The organism is Bacillus sp. TH22 (genome assembly GCF_016651015.1).
Classification (GTDB): domain Bacteria; phylum Bacillota; class Bacilli; order Bacillales; family Bacillaceae_G; genus Bacillus_A; species Bacillus_A mycoides.
Map to the genome: position 1 here is coordinate 4,339,314 of NZ_JAEKER010000001.1, position 22,571 is coordinate 4,361,884.

Here is a 22,571-nt window from a genome sequence, read left to right on the forward strand (position 1 = left end):
AAAACTTTGTTTTATCTTCTGAAGCGTGCTTGTACTTTATTTCTCTTACGATCTCTGTGTAAGACGAAGCCGCCGAAGATATAAAACCCGAGTGCGAAGCAAAGAGCGCCGATTAAAAATTGTAACCATAATATAGGGATTGGGGAGAACAAAATCCCAAATACAGTATCTCTCATTAGTTTAATACCAAGCACGGCTAATGAAATGGGGATGAGTGCTAATAATAGAGCGAGGTAACGCTGCATACATAACGCTCCTTTTCAGATTATTTTGTGTATTTTAATGATGTTATATGGAATGGGGGTTTGTCAAGAGGTTGCTGAACGAGTAAGATAAGAATGTGAAAAATTTTGCAGAGATACTTCGAGAGGAAGTGTAATGTATGAAACAAAATGTGTTAATTGTTGGAGCAGGTGAAGGTGGGAGTACACTGCTGAGTCTGTTGCAAAATTCGAATATATTTCAAATTATAGGGGTTATTGATATTAATCCAATTGCGAAAGGATTACAAATCGCAAAGGAATATGGGGTTCCGATTGGTGATAGTGTAACTCCGTTTCTTTCTATGCATATTGATGTAATGTTTGATATGACAGGTGATTATGATTTACATAAAGTTTTATTGGGAAGCAAGCATAAAGACACCCTTCTTATACCAGGGGATATTGCAAAAATTGTTACGAGACTAGCGCATGAGAAGGAAAGCTTAATTGGAAAGCTAGAAGAACAGACGCAACAAGGGAATTTAATTTTAAATTCAACGCATGACGGTATGATTGTTATAGACCAAGAGGGACAAGTTCGTCTGTTTAATAAAAGCGCAGAGCGTATTACTGGATATAAAAAAGAGGAAGCAATAGGGAAATATATTTTAGAAGTTATTCCAACGAGTAAGTTGCTTCGTATTATACGCACGAAAAAAATAGAAGTGAATCATGAACTGACGTTAGAGAATGAAAAAAAGATTATTACAACGCGTATTCCGATATTAAAAGAAGGTGGAGAGGTTCAAGGGGCATTTGCGATTTTTAAAGACATTACAGAAGTTGTAGATTTAGCGGAAGAAGTTACAGACTTAAAAGAAATTCAAACGCTACTTGAGGCGATTATTAACTCATCTGAGGAAGCAATTTCGGTTGTTGATGAGAAAGGAAGAGGACTAGTTATAAACCCTGCTTATACGAAGTTAACGGGTTTGACTGAAGAAGAAATTATTGGGAAGCCGGCTACAACTGATATTGTGGAAGGTGAAAGTATGCATATGAAAGTACTTCGGACACGCCGAGCGGTACGAGGAATACATATGAAGATTGGGCAAAAAAAGCGAGATGTAATTGTAAACGTAGCACCGGTTATTGTCGATGGAATATTGAAAGGGAGCGTCGGGGTAATTCGCGATGTATCAGAAATTCAAAAGTTAACAAATGAATTGAATAGGGCAAGACAAATTATTCGAACGTTAGAAGCAAAATATTCATTTGATGATATTGTTGGTGATTCAGATGAAACGACGGCAGCTATTGAACAAGCAAAACTTGGAGCGAATACACCGGCAACAGTATTGCTTAGAGGGGAATCTGGTACGGGGAAAGAGTTATTTGCACACGCTATTCATAACAGTAGTAATCGAAAATACAATAAGTTTGTACGAGTAAACTGTGCTGCTATTTCTGAGACCTTATTAGAAAGTGAATTATTCGGTTATGAGGAAGGCGCGTTTTCTGGAGCGAAAAGAGGCGGGAAACGAGGATTCTTTGAAGAAGCGAATAATGGAAGTGTTTTTTTAGATGAAATCGGAGAGTTATCTGCAAATACGCAAGCGAAACTCCTTCGTGTGCTACAAGAAAAAGAAATTGTGAAAGTAGGGGGAACGAAAGCGATACCTATTAATGTCCGGGTAATTGCAGCAACACATGTGAATTTAGAAAAGGGCATTCTAGAAGGAGAGTTCAGAGAGGACTTATATTATCGTTTAAATAAAATCCCGATTCAAATTCCTTCCCTTCGTCAGCGTAAAGGAGATATACCAGCGATTGCAGAAAGGTTAATTCAAAAAATTAATCAAGATTATGGTCGTAATGTAGAAGGACTCACCGATTCAGCCGTTTCGTATTTACAATCATATGAATGGCCAGGGAATGTTAGGGAACTTGAAAATATTTTAGGACGAGCTATTATCTTTATGAATTATAACGAAATATATATTGATGTACATCATTTACCGCCTTTACATAAAGAAGAACAAGTAGAGACGAAACAAAATAATTTATTACCTGAATTAGAAGAGAAGGCCCTTGAACACCTAGTGACAGAATTTGAGGGGAATATTATCCGTGAATATTTAGAGAAATTTGATGGGAACAAAACGAAGACTGCAAAAGCGTTAGGAATTTCAGTTCGAAACTTATATTACAAGCTAGAAAAGTATGACTGTGCAAAAAATAGCATGCAATAAATTGCGTACCATGCAATTTATTGCATGGTATACAAAAAGCGACAAAACGAGACAGAATATTTCGTTGTTTTCCAAAGTATTGATTTTACTGCATTTTGAATGCGTTTTCATTATTGGTAAGACCACTTTTGAAAGTTGGCACGGTATTTGCTTAATGAATAGACGAGGGACGACGGAAAGGGTTGATTACAAAATATGAAGTTAGAACACTTAATTGATCAAGCAGCAGGACAGCCTAAAAAAACTGTGGCTGTAGCAGTAGCTGAAGATCATGAAGTAATTGAAGCTGTAGCGAAAGCAATCAAGTTACAGCTAGCTCAATTTCGTCTATATGGAAATCAAGAGAAAATAATAGGGATGCTACAAGAGCATGGGTTACAAACTTCAGAACATATTGAAGTGATTGCAGCAGCGTCAAGTGCTGAGGCTGCAGAACTTTCTGTTAAATCTGTAAGCAATGGCGAAGCAGATGTGCTAATGAAGGGGAACATCCCAACAGCAAATATTTTGAAAGCTGTATTAAATAAAGAGTGGGGACTTCGTAAGGGCAGCGTGCTTTCACATGTTGCAGCGTTTGAAGTTCCAAATTACGATCGTCTTATTTTTGTTACAGACGCAGCGATGAACATTGCACCTGATGTAACACAAAAAGCTGCTATTATACAAAATACTGTAGAAGTTGCCCAGGCAATAGGAATTGATTTGCCAAAGGTAGCGCCAATTGCAGCGGTAGAGGTTGTTAATCCTGCGATGCAAGCGACAATTGATGCAGCGATGTTAACTCAAATGAATCGCCGCGGACAAATTAAAAATTGTGTCGTTGATGGACCACTTGCTTTAGATAATGCAGTATCACAAATTGCAGCAGAACATAAAGGCATAGTAAGTGATGTAGCAGGTAAGGCAGACATTTTACTCGTCCCAACGATTGAAGCTGGAAATGTGCTATATAAATCACTCGTCTATTTTGCAAATGCAAAGGTAGGAGCGATGATTGCTGGCGCTAAAGCACCGATTGTTTTAACATCACGTGCTGATTCAGCAGAAACAAAAGTATATTCATTAGCATTGGCAGTTGCGACTGCTTCAAAATAAACCAAATAGGGTAAAACAATTAGGGGGAAACGACAATGACATTAGAAATCTTCGAATACTTAGAAAAATATGATTATGAGCAAGTGGTATTTTGTCAAGATAAAGAATCTGGTTTAAAAGCAATCATTGCAATCCATGATACAACACTTGGACCAGCTCTTGGTGGAACAAGAATGTGGACATATGATTCTGAAGAAGCGGCGATTGAAGATGCATTGCGTCTTGCAAAAGGGATGACATACAAAAATGCAGCAGCTGGTTTAAACTTAGGTGGTGCAAAAACAGTAATTATCGGTGATCCACGTAAAGATAAAAGCGAAGCGATGTTCCGTGCATTAGGACGCTACATTCAAGGACTAAACGGACGTTACATTACAGCTGAAGATGTTGGTACAACAGTAGATGATATGGATATTATCCATGAGGAAACTGATTTTGTAACAGGGATTTCACCATCATTCGGTTCTTCTGGTAACCCATCTCCAGTAACTGCATACGGTGTTTACCGTGGTATGAAAGCAGCTGCAAAAGAAGCATTTGGTACAGATAACCTAGAAGGAAGAGTAATTTCTATTCAAGGTGTTGGTAACGTAGCGTATCACCTATGCAAACATTTACACGCTGAAGGAGCAAAATTAATCGTTACAGATATTAATAAAGAAGCTGTACAACGTGCAGTAGAAGAATTCGGTGCAACAGCAGTTGAGCCAAATGAAATTTACGGTGTTGAATGTGATATTTACGCACCATGTGCATTAGGCGCAACAGTTAATGATGAAACTATTCCACAACTTAAAGCAAAAGTAATCGCAGGTTCTGCAAATAACCAATTAAAAGAAGATCGTCACGGCGACCTTATTCATGAAATGGGTATTGTATACGCACCAGACTATGTTATTAATGCAGGTGGCGTAATTAACGTAGCAGACGAATTATATGGATACAATAGAGAACGTGCATTAAAACGTGTTGAGTCTATTTATGACACAATTGCAAAAGTAATCGAAATTTCAAAACGTGATGGCATAGCAACTTATGTAGCAGCAGATCGTTTAGCTGAAGAGCGCATTGCAAGCTTGAAAAACACTCGTAGCACATACTTACGCAACGGTCACGACATTATTAGCCGTCGCTAATCATTCATATATAACTTTTACAAAAGGTGTGGTTACCTCTTATGAGGTTTCCACTTCCTTTTAAATTTATTAGTGGAGGTAGCAACATTGTCTGTAAATCGAATTCTTGTTATTAACCCAGGTAGTACATCCACAAAGATTGGTGTTTTTGATAATGAAAGACCCGTTCTAGAAGAAACTATTCGTCATGACGTAGAGCAGATTGGAAAATATAAGCGAATTATCGACCAATATGAGTTTCGTAAAGAAACGATTTTAGAAGTTCTACATTCTCATGGTATTAACATTTCAAAATTAAACGCTGTTTGTGGGCGTGGTGGATTACTTCGTCCAATCGAAGGCGGTACGTATACAGTAAACGATGCGATGTTAGAAGATTTGAAAAATGGGTTTAGCGGTCATCACGCTTCAAACCTTGGAGGCATTTTAGCATATGAAATTGCTTCTGGATTAAACATTCCTGCATTCATTGTGGATCCTGTCGTTGTAGATGAGATGGAGCCAATTGCTCGTATAAGTGGTATTGCTGGTATGGAACGCAAAAGTATCTTCCATGCATTAAATCAAAAAGCAGTTGCTCGTAAAGTGGCAGATGAATTAAATCACAAATATGAGGATTTAAATTTATTAGTTACACATATGGGCGGCGGTATTACAGTTGGTGCTCATAAAAAAGGAAAAGTTATCGATGTGAATAATGGCTTAAACGGAGAAGGACCATTTAGTCCAGAGCGTGCTGGTACAGTACCAGTAGGACAATTAGTTGAAATGTGTTTTTCTGGTGAGTATTACCGAGACGAAATGGTTAAAAAACTTGTCGGACAAGGTGGACTTGTAAGTCTTATCGGTACAAACGATGCAATTAAAGTAGAACAAATGGTTGAAAAAGGTGATCCTGAAGCAACTCTTATTTATAAAGCAATGGCGTATCAAGTTGCAAAAGAGATTGGCGGAGCTAGTGCTGTACTTCACGGGAAAATCGATGCAATCGTATTAACTGGTGGACTTGCGTACAGTAAAATTCTTGTCGATGAAATAAAAGAACGTGTTCACTGGATTGCAGATGTTATCGTACATCCAGGAGAAGATGAATTACAAGCGTTAGCAGAAGGAGCACTTCGTGTATTACGTGAAGAAGAAGCTCCAAAAGAATATATTGTACGAGAAAAACAAACAGTAGCTAGGGGTTGAGATAATGGCAAGAGAATATGATTTAGTCATCGTTGGCGGCGGTACTGGTGGATATGTTGCTGCTATTCGTGCATCACAACTAGGATTAAAAACTGCACTTGTTGAAAAAGAAAATCTTGGTGGTACTTGTTTACACAAAGGATGTATTCCTAGTAAAGCTCTTTTACGTAGTGCGGAAGTATACGCAACTGCTAAAAAAGGAGAAGAGTTCGGAGTTATTGCAAGTAATGTAGAACTAAACTTTGCTAAAGTACAAGAGCGTAAAGAGAAGATTGTAACGCAGCTTCATAAAGGCGTTCAGCATTTAATGAAACAAGGTAAAATTGATGTGTTTGAAGGTATTGGCCGTATTCTTGGCCCATCTATTTTCTCTCCAATGCCAGGTACAATTTCAGTTGAACTTGCAAGTGGAGAAGAGAATGAAATGTTAATTCCAAAAAATGTACTTGTTGCAACAGGTTCTCGCCCAAATTCATTACCAGGATTAGAGTTAGACGGAGAGTATGTAATGTCTTCGGATCATGCCCTAAAAATGGAAACGCTTCCTAGCTCAATCATTATCGTTGGTGGCGGTGTAATTGGTATTGAGTGGGCATCTATGCTTGCTGACTTCGGTGTAGAAGTTACTGTATTAGAATATGCGAAAAACATATTACCACTAGAAGATAATGACGTTTCAAAAGAAATGCAACGTCTATTCAAGAAAAAAGGTATTAAAGTGGTAACTGGTGCAAAAGTATTACCAGAAACATTGGTAAAAGATAATGGAGTAACAATTCAAGCTGAACATAACGGTGAGAACAAAGCATTTAAAGCAGAAAAAATGCTTGTATCTGTAGGAAGACAAGCGAATACGCAAAATATGGGCTTAGAGAACACAGATATTGTTGTGGAAAAAGGATACATTCAAACAAATGAGTTTTATCAAACGAAGGAATCTCATATTTACGCAATTGGAGATGTAATCGGTGGCTTGCAACTTGCTCACGTTGCTTCTCATGAAGGAATTGTTGCAGTAGAACATATCGCTGGTAAAGAAGTTACACCAATTGATTATTCTATGGTATCAAAATGCGTATATAGTAGTCCAGAAGTTGCTTCTGTCGGCTTAACAGAACAAGAAGCAAAAGAAAAAGGCTATAAGTTAAAAGTAGGTAAGTTCTCATTCCGTGCAATCGGAAAGGCACTTGTATACGGAGAATCAGACGGTTTTGTAAAACTTGTAGTTGATGAAGAAACAAATGACATTCTCGGTGTTCATATGATCGGACCACATGTAACAGATATGATTTCTGAAGCTGGTCTTGCAAGAGTACTTGATGCAACACCTTGGGAAGTAGCACATACAATTCATCCGCATCCATCATTATCTGAGGCGATTGGTGAAGCTGCACTTGCTGTAGATGGAAGAGCGTTACACGCATAAAAATGTGGATTTAGGAGGTTATGAAAAATGGCAGAAGTAAAAGAAAAGCGCCATGAAGAGCTTGGCTTAAGTGATGAGCAAGTATTAGAAATGTTCCGTACGATGTTACTTGCACGTAAAATTGACGAACGTATGTGGTTATTAAACCGTGCAGGTAAAATTCCATTCGTAATTTCTTGTCAAGGACAAGAGGCTGCACAAGTTGGAGCGGCATTCGCTCTTGATAGAGAGAAAGATTATGCATTACCATACTACCGTGATATGGGTGTTGTACTAGCGTTTGGTATGACAGCTAAAGAGCTTATGTTGTCTGCTTTCGCAAAAGCTGGAGATCCAAACTCTGGTGGTCGTCAAATGCCTGGTCACTTCGGTCAAAAGAAAAATCGTATTGTTACAGGATCATCACCAGTAACAACGCAAGTACCACATGCAGTTGGTATTGCACTAGCTGGAAAAATGGAGAAGAAAGATTTAGTAACGTTCGTTACATTCGGAGAAGGCTCTTCAAACCAAGGTGACTTCCATGAAGGAGCAAACTTTGCTGGTGTACACAAACTACCTGTTATTTTCATGTGTGAAAATAACAAATATGCAATCTCTATTCCAGTTGAAAAACAATTAGCATGTAAAAACGTATCAGATCGTGCAATTGGTTACGGCATGCCTGGATATACAATAGACGGAAACGATCCGCTTGCAGTATATAAAGCTGTAAAAGAAGCAGCAGACCGCGGTCGTCGTGGTGAAGGTCCGACTTTAATTGAAGCAGTATCATATCGTTTGACAGCACATTCTAGTGACGACGATGATCGTGTTTATCGTGATAAAGAAGAGGTAGAAGAAGCGAAGAAAAAAGATTCAATTATAACATTTGCAGCTTATTTAAAAGAAGTTGGTGTGTTAACTGAGGAATTTGAAAAACAAATGCTAGACGAAATTATGCATATCGTAAATGAAGCAACAGAATATGCAGAAAATGCTCCGTATGCAGCACCTGAAGATGCATTGAAGCACGTATACGCAGAATAGGGGGGAACGTTTCATGGCTGTAATGTCTTATATTGATGCTATTACATTAGCAATGCGCGAAGAAATGGAACGCGATGAGAAAGTATTCGTTTTAGGAGAAGATGTTGGTAAAAAAGGTGGCGTGTTTAAAGCGACACACGGTTTGTATGATCAATTTGGTGAAGATCGTGCGCTTGATGCACCGCTTGCAGAATCTGCAATTGCTGGGGTAGCAATTGGTGCGGCAATGTATGGTATGCGTCCAATCGCTGAAATGCAGTTTGCTGATTTCATCATGCCAGCAGTAAACCAAATTGTTTCTGAGGCAGCAAAAATTCGTTATCGTTCTAACAACGATTGGACTTGTCCAGTTACAATTCGTGCGCCATTCGGCGGGGGTGTTCACGGTGCATTGTATCATTCACAATCTGTAGAAGCGATGTTTGCAAACCAACCAGGTTTAAAAATTGTTATCCCTTCTACACCATATGATGCAAAAGGCTTATTAAAAGCTGCAATTCGTGATGAAGATCCAGTATTATTCTTTGAGCATAAGCGTGCATATCGCTTAATTAAAGGTGAAGTGCCAGAAGATGACTATGTATTACCAATCGGAAAAGCAGATGTAAAACGCGAAGGTGATGATATTACTGTTATCACTTACGGATTATGTGTTCACTTTGCTCTTCAAGCAGCTGAGAAGTTAGCACAAGATGGAATCTCTGCACACATTCTTGATTTAAGAACGGTATATCCGTTAGATAAAGAAGCGATTATTGAAGCGGCTTCTAAAACAGGTAAAGTTCTTCTTGTAACAGAAGACAATAAAGAAGGAAGTATTATAAGTGAAGTGGCAGCAATTATTGCTGAAAACTGTCTGTTTGATTTAGATGCGCCAATCGCACGTCTTGCAGGTCCAGACGTTCCAGCAATGCCATATGCACCAACAATGGAAAAATTCTTTATGGTAAATCCAGATAAAGTTGAAAAAGCAATGCGTGAACTTGCGGAATTTTAATCGGGGGGACTATACATGGCTGTAGAAAATATCACAATGCCTCAGCTCGGGGAGAGCGTTACAGAGGGTACAATTAGTAAATGGCTCGTTAATGTTGGCGATCACGTAAACAAGTATGATCCGCTTGCAGAAGTAATGACTGATAAAGTAAATGCTGAAGTACCATCTTCTTTCACTGGTATTGTGAAAGAATTAATCGCTGGTGAAGGTGAGACGTTAGCTGTAGGTGAAGTAGTTTGTGTTATTCAAGTAGAAGGCGCAGATGAAGTAGCAGCGACAGCTGTTGAGGAAAAAACAAAAGAAGAACCAAAGGCAGAAGTAGCTACGCCTGAAAAAGCACCGAAAGCAAAACAACCAACTGATGGAAAACCACGTTTTTCACCAGCTGTTTTAAAACTTGCGGGTGAGCATAACGTTGATTTAGATTTAGTAGAAGGTACGGGAGCAAATGGCCGTATCACTCGTAAAGATATTTTAAAGCTAGTGGAATCTGGAAATATTCCGCAAGCAGGTGCGAAGAAAGAGGAAGCGGTAGCGGTAGCAGCAGTAGTAGAAGCGCGTCCAGAAGCACCAAAAGCAGCGCCAGTAGCACAAAAAGTAGAAGCTGCAAAACCAGTTTCTGTACCAACAATGCCTGGCGATATCGAAATTCCAGTAACAGGTGTGCGTAAAGCAATTGCAGCGAACATGTTGCGTAGTAAACACGAAGCGCCACATGCTTGGATGATGATTGAAGTAGATGTGACAAACCTTGTGTCATACCGTAATTCAATTAAAGGTGATTTCAAAAAGCGCGAAGGTTTTAATTTAACGTTCTTTGCTTTCTTCGTAAAAGCAGTAGCACAAGCGTTAAAAGAGTATCCTCAAATCAATTCAATGTGGGCTGGCGATAAGATCGTTCAGAAGAAAGATATTAACCTTTCTATCGCTGTTGCAACAGAGGACGAACTATTTGTACCAGTAATTAAACACGCGGATGAGAAGACGATTAAAGGTATCGCTCGTGAAATTACAGAGCTTGCAGGAAAAGTACGTACGAAATCGTTAAAAGCGGACGAAATGCAAGGTGGAACATTTACAATTAATAACACAGGATCATTCGGTTCTGTTCAATCTATGGGTATTATTAATTACCCACAAGCGGCTATTTTACAAGTTGAATCAATTGTAAAACGCCCAGTAATTATGGATAACGGTATGTTCGGTGCTCGCGACATGGTTAACTTATGTTTATCACTTGACCACCGTGTACTAGATGGCCTAATTTGTGGTAAGTTCTTAGGACGTGTAAAAGAAATTCTAGAAAACACGTCAGAAAATAATACATCTGTATATTAATAAAAAGCTCGCTTATGCGAGCTTTTTATCATCTTATTTCTTCATCTACATCCTACTATATGTATAATATCTTTCCCAGTAATCTTACAATGAACGATTATGTATTAGGAATTTATGAAAATACATTGCTGATATATGGTATATGGATATAAAATAAGAAAAGAATAATTTTTTTGGCAAATCTTACTGATGAAACTGTAGTATAATATATTGTATTGTATGAAAAAGAGAGTTATTCTATATAAGTGTTTTATAGATAATGTGTAATCAGTCGTCAAAACATGAAGAATGTTGACTCCTGGTTTTTTATTTTGCTGTAACAATGTTTCAGGAGGATGTCATGAAAAGAAGTACCGAGTTTCTAAAAAGTTTAGATGTAAAATTAATATTAATTTTGTTAGCATTATGTGTTACGAGTATAGCTGCTATATATAGCAGTCAGCAAACTGGCCAATATGGAGAGGCAAACTTTGCGATGAAACAGGGTTTGAACTACATAATTGGAGTTGTATTGTTATTGCTTGTTGCAAGCATCGACTTAGATCAATTACAAAAATTGTCTTGGCCACTTTATATCGTCGGATTTGGTTCACTTATTCTTTTGAAAATACTACCGGTTTCCACTTTCACACCTGAAAAATTAGGTGCAAAAAGATGGTTTGTATTTCCGTTAGTTGGACAAATTCAACCATCCGAGTTTTTCAAAATTTCATTGCTTCTCGTAGTAGCAAGTATAGCAGTGAAACATAATGCACAGTATATGGCAAGAACATTCCAAACGGATTTACAATTAGTAGGTAAAATTGTGCTTGTATCCCTTCCGCCTATGGCTGTTGTATATAGCCAACCGGATACAGGGATGGTGTTCTTATATGCTGCTGCAATTGCATGTATTTTATTTATGTCAGGTATTCAGAAGAAATTGATAGCGTTATGTACAGTTATTCCAGTCACCATATTATCTGCGTTAATATTTATTTACGTAAGGTATGAAGATTTCTTCTTTAATAAGTTAGTTACGTTACTAAAACCTCACCAACAATCACGTATTTTAGGTTGGTTAGATCCATTCGAACATACAGATCAAGGTTATCAAACACAGCAATCGATTTTAGCTGTAGGTAGTGGCGGTATGGAAGGGAAAGGATTTGGCGAAGGGAACGTCTATATCCCTGAGAAGCATACTGACTTTATTTTTGCTACAATTGCCGAAGAAGGTGGATTTATCGTAGCCGCGTTAGTTGTATTCTTGTTCCTATTACTACTATATCGAACAATTATTATCGGTTATTCTGCTGATAATTTATTCGGTACATTATTATGTGCTGGATCAATCGGAATATTAACGGTTCAAATATTCCAAAACATCGGTATGATCGTCGGATTAATGCCTGTAAAAGGGATTGCATTACCTTTCTTATCGTATGGGGGAAGTTCCTTATTCTCGAATATGATTATGATGGGGCTCATATTGTCCGTACGGAAAACGTATAAAAAATATATGTTTTCAGTTAAGTAAAAAAGCTAGTTCGTGTAAAAACGAACTAGCTTTTTTACATATATGCTCTTAAACGTTGCAAACTAAAACAGAATAGCAGTTTGAGACGGGTAAGGAGTGCAAAGTGATGCATATGCATATTTTTGAAGGGGCACGGCATCTTTCTAATAGTGAATGGGTTATTCGGGCTATCATAGCATACATATTTTTAATATTAGTTGCGAAAGCGATGGGGCAAAGGTCCATCGCGCAACTTCGTTTTTTAGATGTTGTATTAGTATTATTGCTTGGTGGGAATATTTCTAACGCATTATCTGATGAAAAAGTGGGGTTACTCGGCTCGATGATTACAACGTTCATACTCGTTGTACTTCACATTATAAGCTCAGTCTTAATGTTGAAATGGGATAGATGGAGACGCTTTTTAGAGCCAGCACCTATTATTCTTATACAAAATGGTTCCATTGATTTTAGCAATTTGAAAAAAGCGAGAATTACGGTGGAATATTTATTTTCGGAACTTCGTATGCGAAATGTGAGCGATATTCAAACGATTAAATTAGCATTGTGGGAAGCGAATGGTGTTGTTTCTATATTTCGGTATCCAGAATATGAAGCAGTTTCGCGGCTTGATCTGAAAGTGGCGGGAAGAAGATCTCCAGTTTCTTTTGTATTAGTAAAGGATGGGAGGATTCAGCAAGATGTTCTAGCTTTAGTAGGAAAAACAGAAGAGTGGGCGAGAGAATTTCTAGAGAAGAGTGCAGAAGTCGAATCCATTATGTTAGCTACAGTAGATGAAGCTCATAAAATAAATATTTTGTTAAAAAAATGAAAAATATACGCATTTTGTCGTTTCATACATATGATACAATAGTGTGGACAACGAAAAAATGGGAGGTGTTTCCATGGGATATGTAGAGGAATTACGAAAAGTAGTTGGTCATCGCCCTTTAATTTTAGTTGGTGCTGTTGTACTCGTTATAAATGAAAGTGGATATGTATTATTACAGCAAAGAACAGAGCCTTACGGAAAATGGGGGTTGCCTGGCGGGCTAATGGAGCTTGGTGAATCACCAGAAGAAACAGCTTACCGTGAAGTATATGAAGAGACAGGAATAGAAGTAAAGAACCTCCGATTAATCAATGTATTTTCTGGAGCGAACTATTTTACAAAATTAACAAACGGTGATGAGTTTCAATCCGTAACGACAGCCTATTATACCGATGAATACGAAGGGAATTTTGTTATGAATAAAGAAGAAGCGGTTCAGCTTACATTCTTCCCACTAACAGAACTACCTGACTATATTGTAGGATCGCATAAAAAAATGATTGGTGAATATATGAAAATTATGGAAAAGTGACAAAAAGGTGTTAGAGCAAGGGCTCTAACACCTTTTCTATGCCTAAATACAAGTAAACTTACTTGTATTTCATAAACATTAACTGGTAAGATACAAATAGGTAGAATTAGAGGAGGGAAAAGATTGATTAACTTTAACTTTTTTATGAATGATGTTGTCCGTCAAGCGCGTGAAGAGATTGTCTCTGCGGGATATACAGAATTGACGACACCAGAAGCAGTCGAAGAAGCATTTAAAAGAAATGGTACAACACTTGTAATGGTAAACTCTGTATGTGGTTGTGCAGGTGGCATTGCTCGTCCTGCTGCTGCACATTCCGTACATTATGATAAACGCCCTAACCACCTTGTAACGGTATTTGCGGGTCAAGATAAAGAAGCAACAGCAAGAGCTCGTGAATATTTTGAAGGATATCCACCTTCATCTCCATCATTTGCGTTATTGAAAGATGGAAAAATTGTAACGATGGTAGAACGTCATGAAATTGAAGGTCATGAACCAATGCAAGTAATTGCAAAACTACAATCTTATTTCGAAGATAATTGCGAAGAACTATAAGGAAGAGAAAAAGGCGGTACGTCCACAATCAAGTGGGTGTACCGCCTTTTTTATTTAGTTTTTAAAATAATTAAACATGCAGGAAGTTGTTATTTTATGCATGTTTTTATGCATTAACAACAGCTTTAATACTGTTTTTATATTTATTTTTATTTTATATATTGCATAAAAATTAAAGTGCTGATACAATACAAACATCGAATAAATATTCTATTAAACTTTTAAATATACATTATTAGGGGAAGAAAGATGAAGAAGTTATTATCAATATCGTTTGCACTTATTTTAATTGTAAGTATGTTCAGTGCTTGTAGTAATGGGGAAGAAAAGGCTACGGGAAAAAATAAAAAAGTACTCGTTATGGGGACTTCAGCAGACTATAAACCGTATGAATACGTGGAAGCTTCAAAAAGTGATGAAATTATCGGCTTTGATGTTGATATTGCCAAATATATCGGAAAAGAACTTGGATACGAAGTGAAAGTGAAAGACATGGATTTCGGCGGATTATTAGCATCTCTTAATTCAGGAAAAGTTGATTTCGTTATGGCGGGTATGACGCCAACTGCAGAGCGTAAAAATAATGCTGATTTCACAGATATATATTTTGTTGCAAAAAATATGATCGTTTCAAAAAAGGGCTCTAATATTAAATCGTTAGAAGATTTAAAAGGGAAAAAAGTAGGAGTACAAACAGGATCAATTCAAGAAGAAAAGGCAAAAGAATTTCAGAAACAAGTCGATTTCAAAGCTGAGGGACGTGACCGTATACCAGAAATCGTACAAGAAATTAAAGCTGGTCGTTTTGACGCTGCAATTATAGAAGACACAGTTGCAAAAAAATATTTAGAAAAAATGAAAGAACTACAAGGAATTGAAATTCAAGAAGCACCAGAAGAAGTAGGTGCAGCAATTGCTCTTCCGAAAAATAGTGATAAAACAGAAGAATTTAATAAAGTAATTAAGAAAATGCAAGAAAATGGAGAAATGGATAAATTAGTGAAGAAATGGTTTGGCAGCGGAAAATAAGCTGCCTTTCACTTTTCTGTGAGGGGAATGAAAAGGATGAATCTAGATTTTTCGGCAATTACGCCTTCAATACCATATATATTAAAGGGATTAGAAGTTACATTGAAAATTGTAGCTGCATCAGCTGTGGTAGGATTTATTTTAGGAACGTTATTAGCACTTTGCAAAATTGCTAGAATACGAGTATTAAATATTGCAGCAGATATTTATACGTCAATATTTCGTGGCACACCGCTAGTATTACAATTAATGATTATTTATTTCGGTGTTCCGCAAATGATGGGTTATGAGATACCGGCCTTTTTAGCAGCTGTACTTGCATTTAGCTTAAATTCAGGTGCATATATGTCAGAAGTAATTCGTGCCGGCATTCAAGCAGTCGATAAAGGACAAACAGAAGCAGCAATGGCTTTAGGTATTCCGTACAGTAAAATGATGAGAAATATTATTTTTCCTCAAGCTTTAAAAAATATATTACCAGCACTTGTGAATGAGTTTGCGACACTTACGAAAGAGTCGGCTGTAGTAACCGTAATAGGAGCGACTGATTTAATGCGCCGTGCTTATATTGTAGGTGGTGAAACATTTAAATATCTTGAGCCATTACTTTTTGTTGGACTTATTTATTATATATTAGTAATTATTCTTACATTAGTCGGGAAAGCCATTGAAGGGAGAATGAAGAAAAGTGATTAAAATTGACAACCTTCATAAATCATTTGGGAAAAATGAAGTATTAAAAGGAATTACAACAACGATTGAGAAAGGAGAGGTTGTTGCAATTATTGGACCGTCTGGATCTGGAAAGTCAACGTTTTTACGCTGTATGAATGTATTGGAAGCGCCGACAGATGGTCACATTTGGATTGGAACGGAAGAAGTAACGAATCCGAAAACAAATATTATGCACGTTCGTGAAAATGTCGGAATGGTATTTCAACATTTTCACTTATTCCCTCATATGACTGTATTAGAAAATATTACGTATGCTCCTATCAATGTAAAAGAAGTAACGAAGCAAGAAGCTGAAAAAAAAGCTGAGAAACTTCTAGAAAAAGTGGGGTTATTAGATAAGAAAGATGCATATCCAAATCGTCTTTCAGGAGGACAAAAGCAACGTGTAGCAATTGCAAGAGCGTTAGCGATGGAACCGGAAGTTATGTTATTTGATGAACCTACCTCTGCGCTAGATCCAGAAATGGTGAAAGAAGTGTTAGAAGTTATGAAATCATTAGTTACGACAGGAATGACGATGGCAATCGTTACACATGAAATGGGATTTGCAAAAGAAGTAGCAGACCGTGTTCTCTTTTTAGATGGTGGAAAGCTCGTAGAAGATAGTAATCCGGAAGAGTTTTTTACAGCACCAAAAAGTGACCGTGCAAAAGAATTTTTGCAAAAGATATTGTAATATGTGAAGGGTACGTGAATAATAGGTAGAAAAGGATGACATTGCGTCATCCTTTTTTTATACTAACTGTAAATACGTTTATACATATAGGAGCATTAAACAGTAGTCAAAAAAGTAAACCATCATAGACATATGTATTAAAATATAATTATGAACGAGTATATGTTGAAAGAATTTTTTGGAATAATTCATATGTCTATTGAAACATTGAAAAGATGGGATAATTCAGGTGTTTTAACTGCTTATCGAAATCAAAAAAATAAATGAAAAACGATCTCCACAAGAAGAACTTGTTCAAGATTTGCTATCTATCATTCATGTATGTAGTCGTAGGATATATGATTGAGAAAATACAAAAAATGTCGAGGGATAAAGAGATATGAGAAGAGCATATTTTATAGAGATGAAACCGACAAATGAACAAATAATCAAGATCAATCAAACAATTGGAGTGTGTAGGTACGTTTACAATCTGTATCTCTCCAAAAACAAAGAGATGTATGAATCAGAGGGAAAGTTTTTGAGTGGATATGATTTTTCTAAATGGCTAAACAATGTCTATACAAAAGAATGTAGCCAATGGATTAAAAAGGTATCTAGTAAAGCGGTAAAACAGGCAATTATGAATGGAGATAAAGCTTTTAAAAGATTTTTTAAGGGTTTATCTGGATTTCCACGTTATAAGAAAAAGAAGAATCAAGATGTGAAATGCTATTTTCCTAAAAACAACAAAACAGATTGGACAGTAGAAAGACATAGGGTAAAAGTCCCAACGATTGGTTGGATGAGGTTAAAAGAATATGGGCATATCCCCAAAAATGCGATTGTAAAAAGTGGAACGATAGGTAAAAGAGCAGGAAGATATTTTGTGTCTGTGCTTTGCGAATGGGAAGAAGCAGGAACGAAGCCAATACTCAATCAAACAGGTGTAGGGATTGATTTGGGGTTGAAGGATTTTGCTATACGTAGCGACGGTATCGTTCATGAAAACATTAATAAAACAATACAAGTAAAAAAGATAGAAAAACGCTTAAAACGTGAGCAACGTTCTTTATCGCGTAAATTTGAAAATATAAAAAAGAGAGGTGAACAATCTGTTACTAACAAAAGAGCGAATATAGATAAAAATATTCTTAGGGTGCAAAAACTACATGCCAGGCTAGCAAATATTCGATTAGAGTATGTAAAGTCTATTGTAAATGATGTGGTGAAAATCAAGCCAACGTTTATTACAGTGGAAGATTTGAATGTGAAAGGTATGATGAAGAATAAACATCTATCTAAAGCAGTTGCTAAGCAGTGCTTTTATACATTTAAAACATGGTTATTGACGAAATGTGAGGAATATGGAATTGAACTACGTCAAGTAGACAGGTTCTATCCATCTTCAAAGCTATGTTCATGTTGCGGTCAAAAGAAAGCGAATATAAAGCTATCTGACCGAGTATATACATGTGAATGTGGAAATGTAATGGATAGAGATTTGAACGCGTCAATCAACCTTTTACAAGCAAAAAAATATACAATACTAACGTGAATAGATTGTATATATGTACGGTGGGCTACATTGGAATTTACGCCTGTGGAGTGTTAGATCAAACTGTAGTAGCGAGTTAGTGGTGAGACAGGACACATAGAAGCAGGAATACTCTAAGAATATACATTTGTCTATATTTTTTGTAGCAGTAATGATATGTTTAAAATTGGATATAGAACAGTGAAAACAGCGCTTGGAACGGGAGCGGCAGTGTTTATTGCTCAGCTATTAGGATTAGAATTTTATAGTTCAGCTGGTATTTTAGTCATTTTATGTGTGCAAAATACGAAACGAAAATCCGTTCAAGTATCGTTGCACCGTTTTTTAGCTTGTGTATTATCGATGGTATTTGCGTTTTGCATTTTTGAAACGATTGGTTATACACCACTTGCGATTAGCGTATTACTGCTTACCTTTATTCCAACTGCAGTTATGTGCAAAATTCAAGAAGGGATTGTCACGAGTTCGGTTATCGTTATGCATCTGTATTCATTAAAGCAAATTACATGGTCTATAGTTGGTAATGAAATTGCTATATTAACGATTGGAATTAGTGTCGCTTTATTAGTAAACATGTACATGCCAAGCAGTGAGAATAAACTGAAAGAGTATCAAGGAAAAATAGAAGAGCATTTCAGAACGATTTTGTTTGAAATGGTCGTTTATTTACGGAATCGAGATAGTAATTGGAGTGGGGCCGAATTAATTGAAACAGAAATGATGCTGAAAGAAGCGAAAGATTTATCATTTAAAAAAATTGAGAATGAATTTATGCGTGAAGATGACTATTATTATCGGTATTTTGATATGCGTATGCAACAATTTGAAATTTTGGAGCGCATGATACCATTAGCTGCATCACTATCTTGGACGTATGAACAAGCTGATATGATTGCAGACGTAATTGAAAATATAGGGAATTCTATTCGACCTGAAAGTACAGGGGTCATTTCGTTAAGACAACTTCAAGAAATGCGAGAAGTATTTAGAGAAATGCCTTTACCAGTCTCGCGAGAAGAATTTGAAATACGTGCAAAACTTGTTCAACTTGTTTATGAGATGGAGCAATATTTACTCATTAAAAGTCGTTTTAAGGGAAAGGATAATATAAAAGAACTTATTTAGAAGGTAGGAACTATATATGCCGTATCTTCTTTCTTTATTATTATGTCTTTCTCTATCACCGATCTGGCCTCTTGGTGATAACCCACGTGCTGGAGATCCTTTTATAATTGTAAATAAAGCAACGAATAAACTAGCTTACATCGATGATGGGAAGATCCAAAAGGTTTTTCCAGTAGCGACAGGGAAAACAAATGAATTAACCCCAGAAGGAACCTTTGACATTGTATTGAAGGCGAAGGATCCCTATTATATTGCGAAGGATATTCCTGGGGGCTCTCCCAAAAATCCACTTGGATCGAGATGGATGGGATTTAATGCAAGAGGCACGGATGGAAGTAAGTATGGGATACACGGGACAAACCAACCTAGTTCAATTGGAAAATATATTTCGCAAGGATGTATAAGAATGAAGAAACATGATGTGGAATATTTGTTTGATCGTATTCCAATTGGAACGAAAGTATCGATTGTGAAATCGAAAAAAACATTTCAGCAATTGGCGAAGGAAAAAGGGGCCATAGTATTTGGAAAAGTCAACGAAACGGTTGGCTTTTTCTTTTATTATAAGTTGTCTTGACATGTGTACATAACCATGCGTTAATGAGAATATATAAAGATAATTGAGTAAAGGGGTTGCTCATATGTATTTAAATCCAAAAATTTCTTACATGCAGTTTTGTGTTGGTTTTCTATTTGTTATTACATTCATATTGGCAACTTTTAATATATGTTCTTACGTTGTAGCGATCGTATTTATGGCATTACTCAATCTTACTTTTGTTATTGGGGCATTTCAGCAGAAACAATATACAAGTTTTGTAATAGCACTTGTAATGGCCTTTTCCTTTAGCATTGTAGCAATTGTAATATATATAAAATAAAATGTTCATTACAAGATAGACTATCTCGATTTCGAGATGGTCTATTTTGTATGTGTAAGCAGTAAAAAAAGGACGAGTGAATCGTCCTTTTTACCAAAACATACTTGCGCCAGTAAGTAATGTTGTTACAAGCATAGAAATTAGCATTATATAAACCATAATTTTTTGAGCTTTTTTATGCATCGTTAAACCTCCTTGCAAATCAGTACAATTTCATTGTAACGAGAAATGAAATTGTGGACAAGGGGAGAGAAAGGACAAAATTCGGGAAGGGGGTGCAAAATATTACAGGAAATTTGAGCATACGTAGAGAATATGTTAAAAGATAGATTATTAATTTTTTTTTATGCAAGCTGAAGAATGGAGATACAATGATGAAAATATACGAGACAGATCGTTTACATTTAAGAGAAATTGATGAGTCGTATGCGGAAAAAGTTCTTCAATATTACGACAAAAATCGTGAATTTTTAAAAGCGTGGGAAGAGTATAGACCGGAGGGGTTTTTCACGTTAGATTATCAAAAGAAAAAGTTACAAAAGGATAGAAAAGAGTTCGCGGAAGGCAAGATTATCAGGCTTTGGATTTTTAAAAAGGGTGATGATACAAAAATTATTGGATGTATTTCATTTAATCTAATTGTTCGTGGAATTTATCAATCTTGTGTACTCGGTTATAAATTAGATAAGGAAGAATTGAATAAAGGTTACACAACAGAAGCGCTTAGAAAAGCAATTCAAGTTACCTTTGAAGAATTTCATTTACATCGTATAGAAGCACCAATTATGCCACGAAATTTAGCATCTATACAAGTAGTGACGAAGATAGGATTTCAATATGAAGGTGTATCTCGAAAAATGCTAATGGTAAATGGCATCTGGGAAGATCATATGCGCTGGGTATTGTTAAACGAGTAATAGAAGGCAGATGGGTATCTAGATGTGTTAACCATCTGTTTTTTGTCTTGTATTTCGAAACTTTTGCGAAATTCTGTTATAATTAATGTTGTTACATACATAATGGTAGTGCAGGAGGCGCAGTCTTATGATTAATCAAGAACGTTTAGTAAATGAATTTATGGAGTTAGTACAAGTAGATTCTGAAACGAAATTTGAAGCAGAAATTTGCAAAGTGTTAACAGAGAAATTTACTGCTTTAGGTGTAGAAGTATTTGAGGATGACACGATGGGTGTGACTGGTCATGGTGCAGGTAACTTAATTTGTACTTTACCAGCAACAAAAGACGGTGTTGATACAATTTATTTCACTTCTCATATGGATACAGTAGTTCCTGGTAATGGAATTAAGCCTTCTATTAAAGATGGATATATCGTATCAGATGGTACTACAATTTTAGGAGCCGATGACAAAGCTGGATTAGCATCTATGTTTGAAGCAATTCGTGTCTTAAAAGAGAAAAACATTCCTCATGGTAAAATTGAATTTATTATTACAGTTGGAGAAGAATCTGGTCTTATTGGCGCAAAAGCGTTAGATCGCGAGCGCATTACAGCAAAATATGGTTATGCATTAGATAGTGATGGAAAAGTTGGTGAAATTGTAGTTGCAGCGCCAACACAAGCGAAAGTGAATACGATTATTCGCGGGAAAACAGCTCATGCTGGCGTAGCACCAGAAAAAGGTGTATCTGCAATTACTATCGCAGCAAAAGCAATCGCAAAGATGCCACTTGGTCGTATCGATTCTGAAACAACTGCAAATATTGGACGTTTTGAAGGTGGTACACAAACAAATATCGTTTGCGATCATGTTCAAATCTTTGCAGAAGCTCGTTCTTTAATAAATGAAAAAATGGAAGCACAAGTTGCAAAAATGAAAGAAGCATTTGAAACAACTGCAAAAGAAATGGGTGGTCATGCAGACGTTGAAGTAAACGTTATGTATCCAGGATTTAAGTTTGCTGCTGGTGATCACGTTGTAGAAGTTGCGAAACGTGCAGCTGAAAACATTGGTCGTACGCCTTCTCTTCACCAAAGTGGTGGCGGAAGTGATGCGAACGTAATCGCAGGACATGGTATCCCAACAGTTAACTTAGCAGTTGGTTATGAAGAAATTCATACAACAAATGAAAAAATTCCTGTTGAAGAATTAGCGAAAACAGCAGAATTAGTTGTAGCTATTATCGAAGAAGTAGCGAAGTAAGTAATAAAGTCAAAAAGACGTGTGAACCAATTATGGTTTACACGTCTTTTTTTATTTTGATTCAATTGCTTTCACAAGGCGGATAAGCCAATATAAGAAGACCCACGGAAGTACATAAGTTGTTGTAAAACGTATGAAATGAGAGAAGATTCCTAAAGCGTAAATGTTAATGTTAAAAAGGGGAAGTAACAAATAATTAATCGCAAGGATTACTATAATAATAATAAATACATAATTGAGTTTATTATGTTGTTTCATAACGATTCACCTACTTTACAATAATATCCATTTGTTACGTACAGTATAGCAAAAAATAGATAGAGAAAAACCAATAATTA

The 22,571-nt window shown here is 36.5% G+C and carries 24 protein-coding genes; 21 read left to right on the forward strand and 3 right to left on the reverse strand.

Annotated elements, in window-relative coordinates; translation table 11 throughout:
- Nucleotides 1–11 precede the first annotated feature (11 nt).
- Nucleotides 12–245 (reverse strand): DUF2627 domain-containing protein, encoded by a 234-nt coding sequence (locus JFU18_RS22195; protein WP_001190193.1) that lies wholly within the window; start codon nucleotides 243–245, stop codon nucleotides 12–14.
- Nucleotides 246–382: 137 nt separating this feature from the next.
- Here JFU18_RS22195 and JFU18_RS22200 point away from each other — a divergent pair, with 137 nt between their 5' ends.
- From JFU18_RS22200 to JFU18_RS22290, 19 genes are all read left to right on the forward strand, one after another.
- Nucleotides 383–2,455 (forward strand): sigma 54-interacting transcriptional regulator, encoded by a 2,073-nt coding sequence (locus JFU18_RS22200; protein WP_137058392.1) that lies wholly within the window; start codon nucleotides 383–385, stop codon nucleotides 2,453–2,455.
- A gap of 195 nt (nucleotides 2,456–2,650) precedes the next feature.
- The gene (yqiS, locus tag JFU18_RS22205; RefSeq protein ID WP_002033959.1) at nucleotides 2,651–3,550 is read left to right on the forward strand and encodes a phosphate butyryltransferase; all 900 of its coding nucleotides are present in this window, start codon (nucleotides 2,651–2,653) and stop codon (nucleotides 3,548–3,550) included.
- A 35-nt stretch (nucleotides 3,551–3,585) separates the two neighbouring features.
- Nucleotides 3,586–4,686 (forward strand): leucine dehydrogenase, encoded by a 1,101-nt coding sequence (locus JFU18_RS22210; RefSeq protein ID WP_113734247.1) that lies wholly within the window; start codon nucleotides 3,586–3,588, stop codon nucleotides 4,684–4,686.
- A gap of 87 nt (nucleotides 4,687–4,773) precedes the next feature.
- Entirely contained in the window at nucleotides 4,774–5,877 is a 1,104-nt protein-coding gene (buk, locus tag JFU18_RS22215; protein WP_002088555.1) for a butyrate kinase, read from the forward strand.
- Nucleotides 5,878–5,881: 4 nt separating this feature from the next.
- Nucleotides 5,882–7,303, forward strand: a complete 1,422-nt coding sequence (lpdA, locus tag JFU18_RS22220) for a dihydrolipoyl dehydrogenase (protein ID WP_002033960.1) — start codon at nucleotides 5,882–5,884, stop codon at nucleotides 7,301–7,303.
- Between the two features lie 27 nt (nucleotides 7,304–7,330).
- Nucleotides 7,331–8,332 carry a 3-methyl-2-oxobutanoate dehydrogenase subunit alpha gene (bfmBAA, locus tag JFU18_RS22225; protein ID WP_002033961.1) on the forward strand — a complete coding sequence of 334 codons (1,002 nt, stop codon included), beginning with the start codon at nucleotides 7,331–7,333 and terminating at the stop codon, nucleotides 8,330–8,332.
- 13 nt (nucleotides 8,333–8,345) lie between these two features.
- Complete coding sequence (gene bfmBAB / locus JFU18_RS22230) at nucleotides 8,346–9,329, forward strand: 3-methyl-2-oxobutanoate dehydrogenase subunit beta (protein WP_000290070.1); 984 nt, start codon at nucleotides 8,346–8,348, stop codon at nucleotides 9,327–9,329.
- 15 nt (nucleotides 9,330–9,344) lie between these two features.
- Complete coding sequence (locus JFU18_RS22235) at nucleotides 9,345–10,667, forward strand: dihydrolipoamide acetyltransferase family protein (RefSeq protein WP_033731239.1); 1,323 nt, start codon at nucleotides 9,345–9,347, stop codon at nucleotides 10,665–10,667.
- A gap of 340 nt (nucleotides 10,668–11,007) precedes the next feature.
- Nucleotides 11,008–12,186, forward strand: a complete 1,179-nt coding sequence (locus tag JFU18_RS22240; protein WP_000831201.1) for an FtsW/RodA/SpoVE family cell cycle protein — start codon at nucleotides 11,008–11,010, stop codon at nucleotides 12,184–12,186.
- Between the two features lie 106 nt (nucleotides 12,187–12,292).
- Nucleotides 12,293–12,997: a DUF421 domain-containing protein gene (locus tag JFU18_RS22245; protein WP_201031765.1), complete on the forward strand. Its 705-nt coding sequence runs from the start codon at nucleotides 12,293–12,295 to the stop codon at nucleotides 12,995–12,997.
- A 73-nt stretch (nucleotides 12,998–13,070) separates the two neighbouring features.
- On the forward strand, nucleotides 13,071–13,529 hold the full coding sequence (locus JFU18_RS22250; RefSeq protein WP_201031764.1) for an NUDIX hydrolase: 459 nt from the start codon (nucleotides 13,071–13,073) through the stop codon (nucleotides 13,527–13,529).
- 144 nt (nucleotides 13,530–13,673) lie between these two features.
- Nucleotides 13,674–14,087, forward strand: a complete 414-nt coding sequence (locus JFU18_RS22255; protein ID WP_002015097.1) for a BrxA/BrxB family bacilliredoxin — start codon at nucleotides 13,674–13,676, stop codon at nucleotides 14,085–14,087.
- A gap of 249 nt (nucleotides 14,088–14,336) precedes the next feature.
- Nucleotides 14,337–15,116, forward strand: coding sequence for a transporter substrate-binding domain-containing protein (locus JFU18_RS22260; RefSeq protein ID WP_201050340.1), 780 nt, complete (start codon nucleotides 14,337–14,339; stop codon nucleotides 15,114–15,116).
- Between the two features lie 36 nt (nucleotides 15,117–15,152).
- On the forward strand, nucleotides 15,153–15,812 hold the full coding sequence (locus tag JFU18_RS22265; protein ID WP_002067073.1) for an amino acid ABC transporter permease: 660 nt from the start codon (nucleotides 15,153–15,155) through the stop codon (nucleotides 15,810–15,812).
- On the forward strand, nucleotides 15,805–16,527 hold the full coding sequence (locus JFU18_RS22270) for an amino acid ABC transporter ATP-binding protein (protein WP_002088545.1): 723 nt from the start codon (nucleotides 15,805–15,807) through the stop codon (nucleotides 16,525–16,527). Before JFU18_RS22265 ends, JFU18_RS22270 begins: the two co-directional genes overlap by 8 nt.
- 379 nt (nucleotides 16,528–16,906) lie before the next feature.
- On the forward strand, nucleotides 16,907–18,064 hold the full coding sequence (locus tag JFU18_RS22275; RefSeq protein ID WP_201031763.1) for an RNA-guided endonuclease InsQ/TnpB family protein: 1,158 nt from the start codon (nucleotides 16,907–16,909) through the stop codon (nucleotides 18,062–18,064).
- A 156-nt stretch (nucleotides 18,065–18,220) separates the two neighbouring features.
- Nucleotides 18,221–19,189, forward strand: coding sequence for an aromatic acid exporter family protein (locus JFU18_RS22280; protein ID WP_201031762.1), 969 nt, complete (start codon nucleotides 18,221–18,223; stop codon nucleotides 19,187–19,189).
- 16 nt (nucleotides 19,190–19,205) lie between these two features.
- Nucleotides 19,206–19,766 (forward strand): L,D-transpeptidase, encoded by a 561-nt coding sequence (locus JFU18_RS22285; protein ID WP_002015103.1) that lies wholly within the window; start codon nucleotides 19,206–19,208, stop codon nucleotides 19,764–19,766.
- Between the two features lie 64 nt (nucleotides 19,767–19,830).
- A complete protein-coding gene (locus JFU18_RS22290) occupies nucleotides 19,831–20,070 on the forward strand; it encodes a DUF3894 domain-containing protein (protein WP_002088543.1) in 240 nt (79 codons plus the stop codon).
- Between the two features lie 90 nt (nucleotides 20,071–20,160).
- Here JFU18_RS22290 and prli42 read toward each other — a convergent pair whose 3' ends face one another.
- On the reverse strand, nucleotides 20,161–20,253 hold the full coding sequence (gene prli42 / locus JFU18_RS22295) for a stressosome-associated protein Prli42 (RefSeq protein WP_000549036.1): 93 nt from the start codon (nucleotides 20,251–20,253) through the stop codon (nucleotides 20,161–20,163).
- Between the two features lie 188 nt (nucleotides 20,254–20,441).
- On the opposite strand from prli42, the gene JFU18_RS22300 reads away from it, so the two are divergent.
- Entirely contained in the window at nucleotides 20,442–20,987 is a 546-nt protein-coding gene (locus tag JFU18_RS22300) for a GNAT family N-acetyltransferase (RefSeq protein ID WP_002015105.1), read from the forward strand.
- Between the two features lie 127 nt (nucleotides 20,988–21,114).
- Nucleotides 21,115–22,233: a tripeptidase T gene (locus JFU18_RS22305; protein WP_201034304.1), complete on the forward strand. Its 1,119-nt coding sequence runs from the start codon at nucleotides 21,115–21,117 to the stop codon at nucleotides 22,231–22,233.
- Nucleotides 22,234–22,284: 51 nt separating this feature from the next.
- Here JFU18_RS22305 and JFU18_RS22310 read toward each other — a convergent pair whose 3' ends face one another.
- Nucleotides 22,285–22,491 (reverse strand): hypothetical protein, encoded by a 207-nt coding sequence (locus tag JFU18_RS22310; protein ID WP_000809197.1) that lies wholly within the window; start codon nucleotides 22,489–22,491, stop codon nucleotides 22,285–22,287.
- Nucleotides 22,492–22,571 lie beyond the last annotated feature (80 nt).

Coding starts and splice junctions, on each gene's coding strand:
- JFU18_RS22195 (WP_001190193.1), bottom strand. CDS start 245: ATGCAGCGTTACCTCGCTCTATTATTAGCACTCATCCCCATTTCATTA.
- JFU18_RS22200 (WP_137058392.1), top strand. CDS start 383: ATGAAACAAAATGTGTTAATTGTTGGAGCAGGTGAAGGTGGGAGTACA.
- yqiS (WP_002033959.1), top strand. CDS start 2,651: ATGAAGTTAGAACACTTAATTGATCAAGCAGCAGGACAGCCTAAAAAA.
- JFU18_RS22210 (WP_113734247.1), top strand. CDS start 3,586: ATGACATTAGAAATCTTCGAATACTTAGAAAAATATGATTATGAGCAA.
- lpdA (WP_002033960.1), top strand. CDS start 5,882: ATGGCAAGAGAATATGATTTAGTCATCGTTGGCGGCGGTACTGGTGGA.
- bfmBAA (WP_002033961.1), top strand. CDS start 7,331: ATGGCAGAAGTAAAAGAAAAGCGCCATGAAGAGCTTGGCTTAAGTGAT.
- bfmBAB (WP_000290070.1), top strand. CDS start 8,346: ATGGCTGTAATGTCTTATATTGATGCTATTACATTAGCAATGCGCGAA.
- JFU18_RS22235 (WP_033731239.1), top strand. CDS start 9,345: ATGGCTGTAGAAAATATCACAATGCCTCAGCTCGGGGAGAGCGTTACA.
- JFU18_RS22240 (WP_000831201.1), top strand. CDS start 11,008: ATGAAAAGAAGTACCGAGTTTCTAAAAAGTTTAGATGTAAAATTAATA.
- JFU18_RS22245 (WP_201031765.1), top strand. CDS start 12,293: ATGCATATGCATATTTTTGAAGGGGCACGGCATCTTTCTAATAGTGAA.
- JFU18_RS22250 (WP_201031764.1), top strand. CDS start 13,071: ATGGGATATGTAGAGGAATTACGAAAAGTAGTTGGTCATCGCCCTTTA.
- JFU18_RS22255 (WP_002015097.1), top strand. CDS start 13,674: ATGAATGATGTTGTCCGTCAAGCGCGTGAAGAGATTGTCTCTGCGGGA.
- JFU18_RS22260 (WP_201050340.1), top strand. CDS start 14,337: ATGAAGAAGTTATTATCAATATCGTTTGCACTTATTTTAATTGTAAGT.
- JFU18_RS22265 (WP_002067073.1), top strand. CDS start 15,153: ATGAATCTAGATTTTTCGGCAATTACGCCTTCAATACCATATATATTA.
- JFU18_RS22275 (WP_201031763.1), top strand. CDS start 16,907: ATGAGAAGAGCATATTTTATAGAGATGAAACCGACAAATGAACAAATA.
- JFU18_RS22280 (WP_201031762.1), top strand. CDS start 18,221: ATGTTTAAAATTGGATATAGAACAGTGAAAACAGCGCTTGGAACGGGA.
- JFU18_RS22285 (WP_002015103.1), top strand. CDS start 19,206: ATGCCGTATCTTCTTTCTTTATTATTATGTCTTTCTCTATCACCGATC.
- JFU18_RS22290 (WP_002088543.1), top strand. CDS start 19,831: ATGTATTTAAATCCAAAAATTTCTTACATGCAGTTTTGTGTTGGTTTT.
- prli42 (WP_000549036.1), bottom strand. CDS start 20,253: ATGCATAAAAAAGCTCAAAAAATTATGGTTTATATAATGCTAATTTCT.
- JFU18_RS22300 (WP_002015105.1), top strand. CDS start 20,442: ATGATGAAAATATACGAGACAGATCGTTTACATTTAAGAGAAATTGAT.
- JFU18_RS22305 (WP_201034304.1), top strand. CDS start 21,115: ATGATTAATCAAGAACGTTTAGTAAATGAATTTATGGAGTTAGTACAA.
- JFU18_RS22310 (WP_000809197.1), bottom strand. CDS start 22,491: ATGAAACAACATAATAAACTCAATTATGTATTTATTATTATTATAGTA.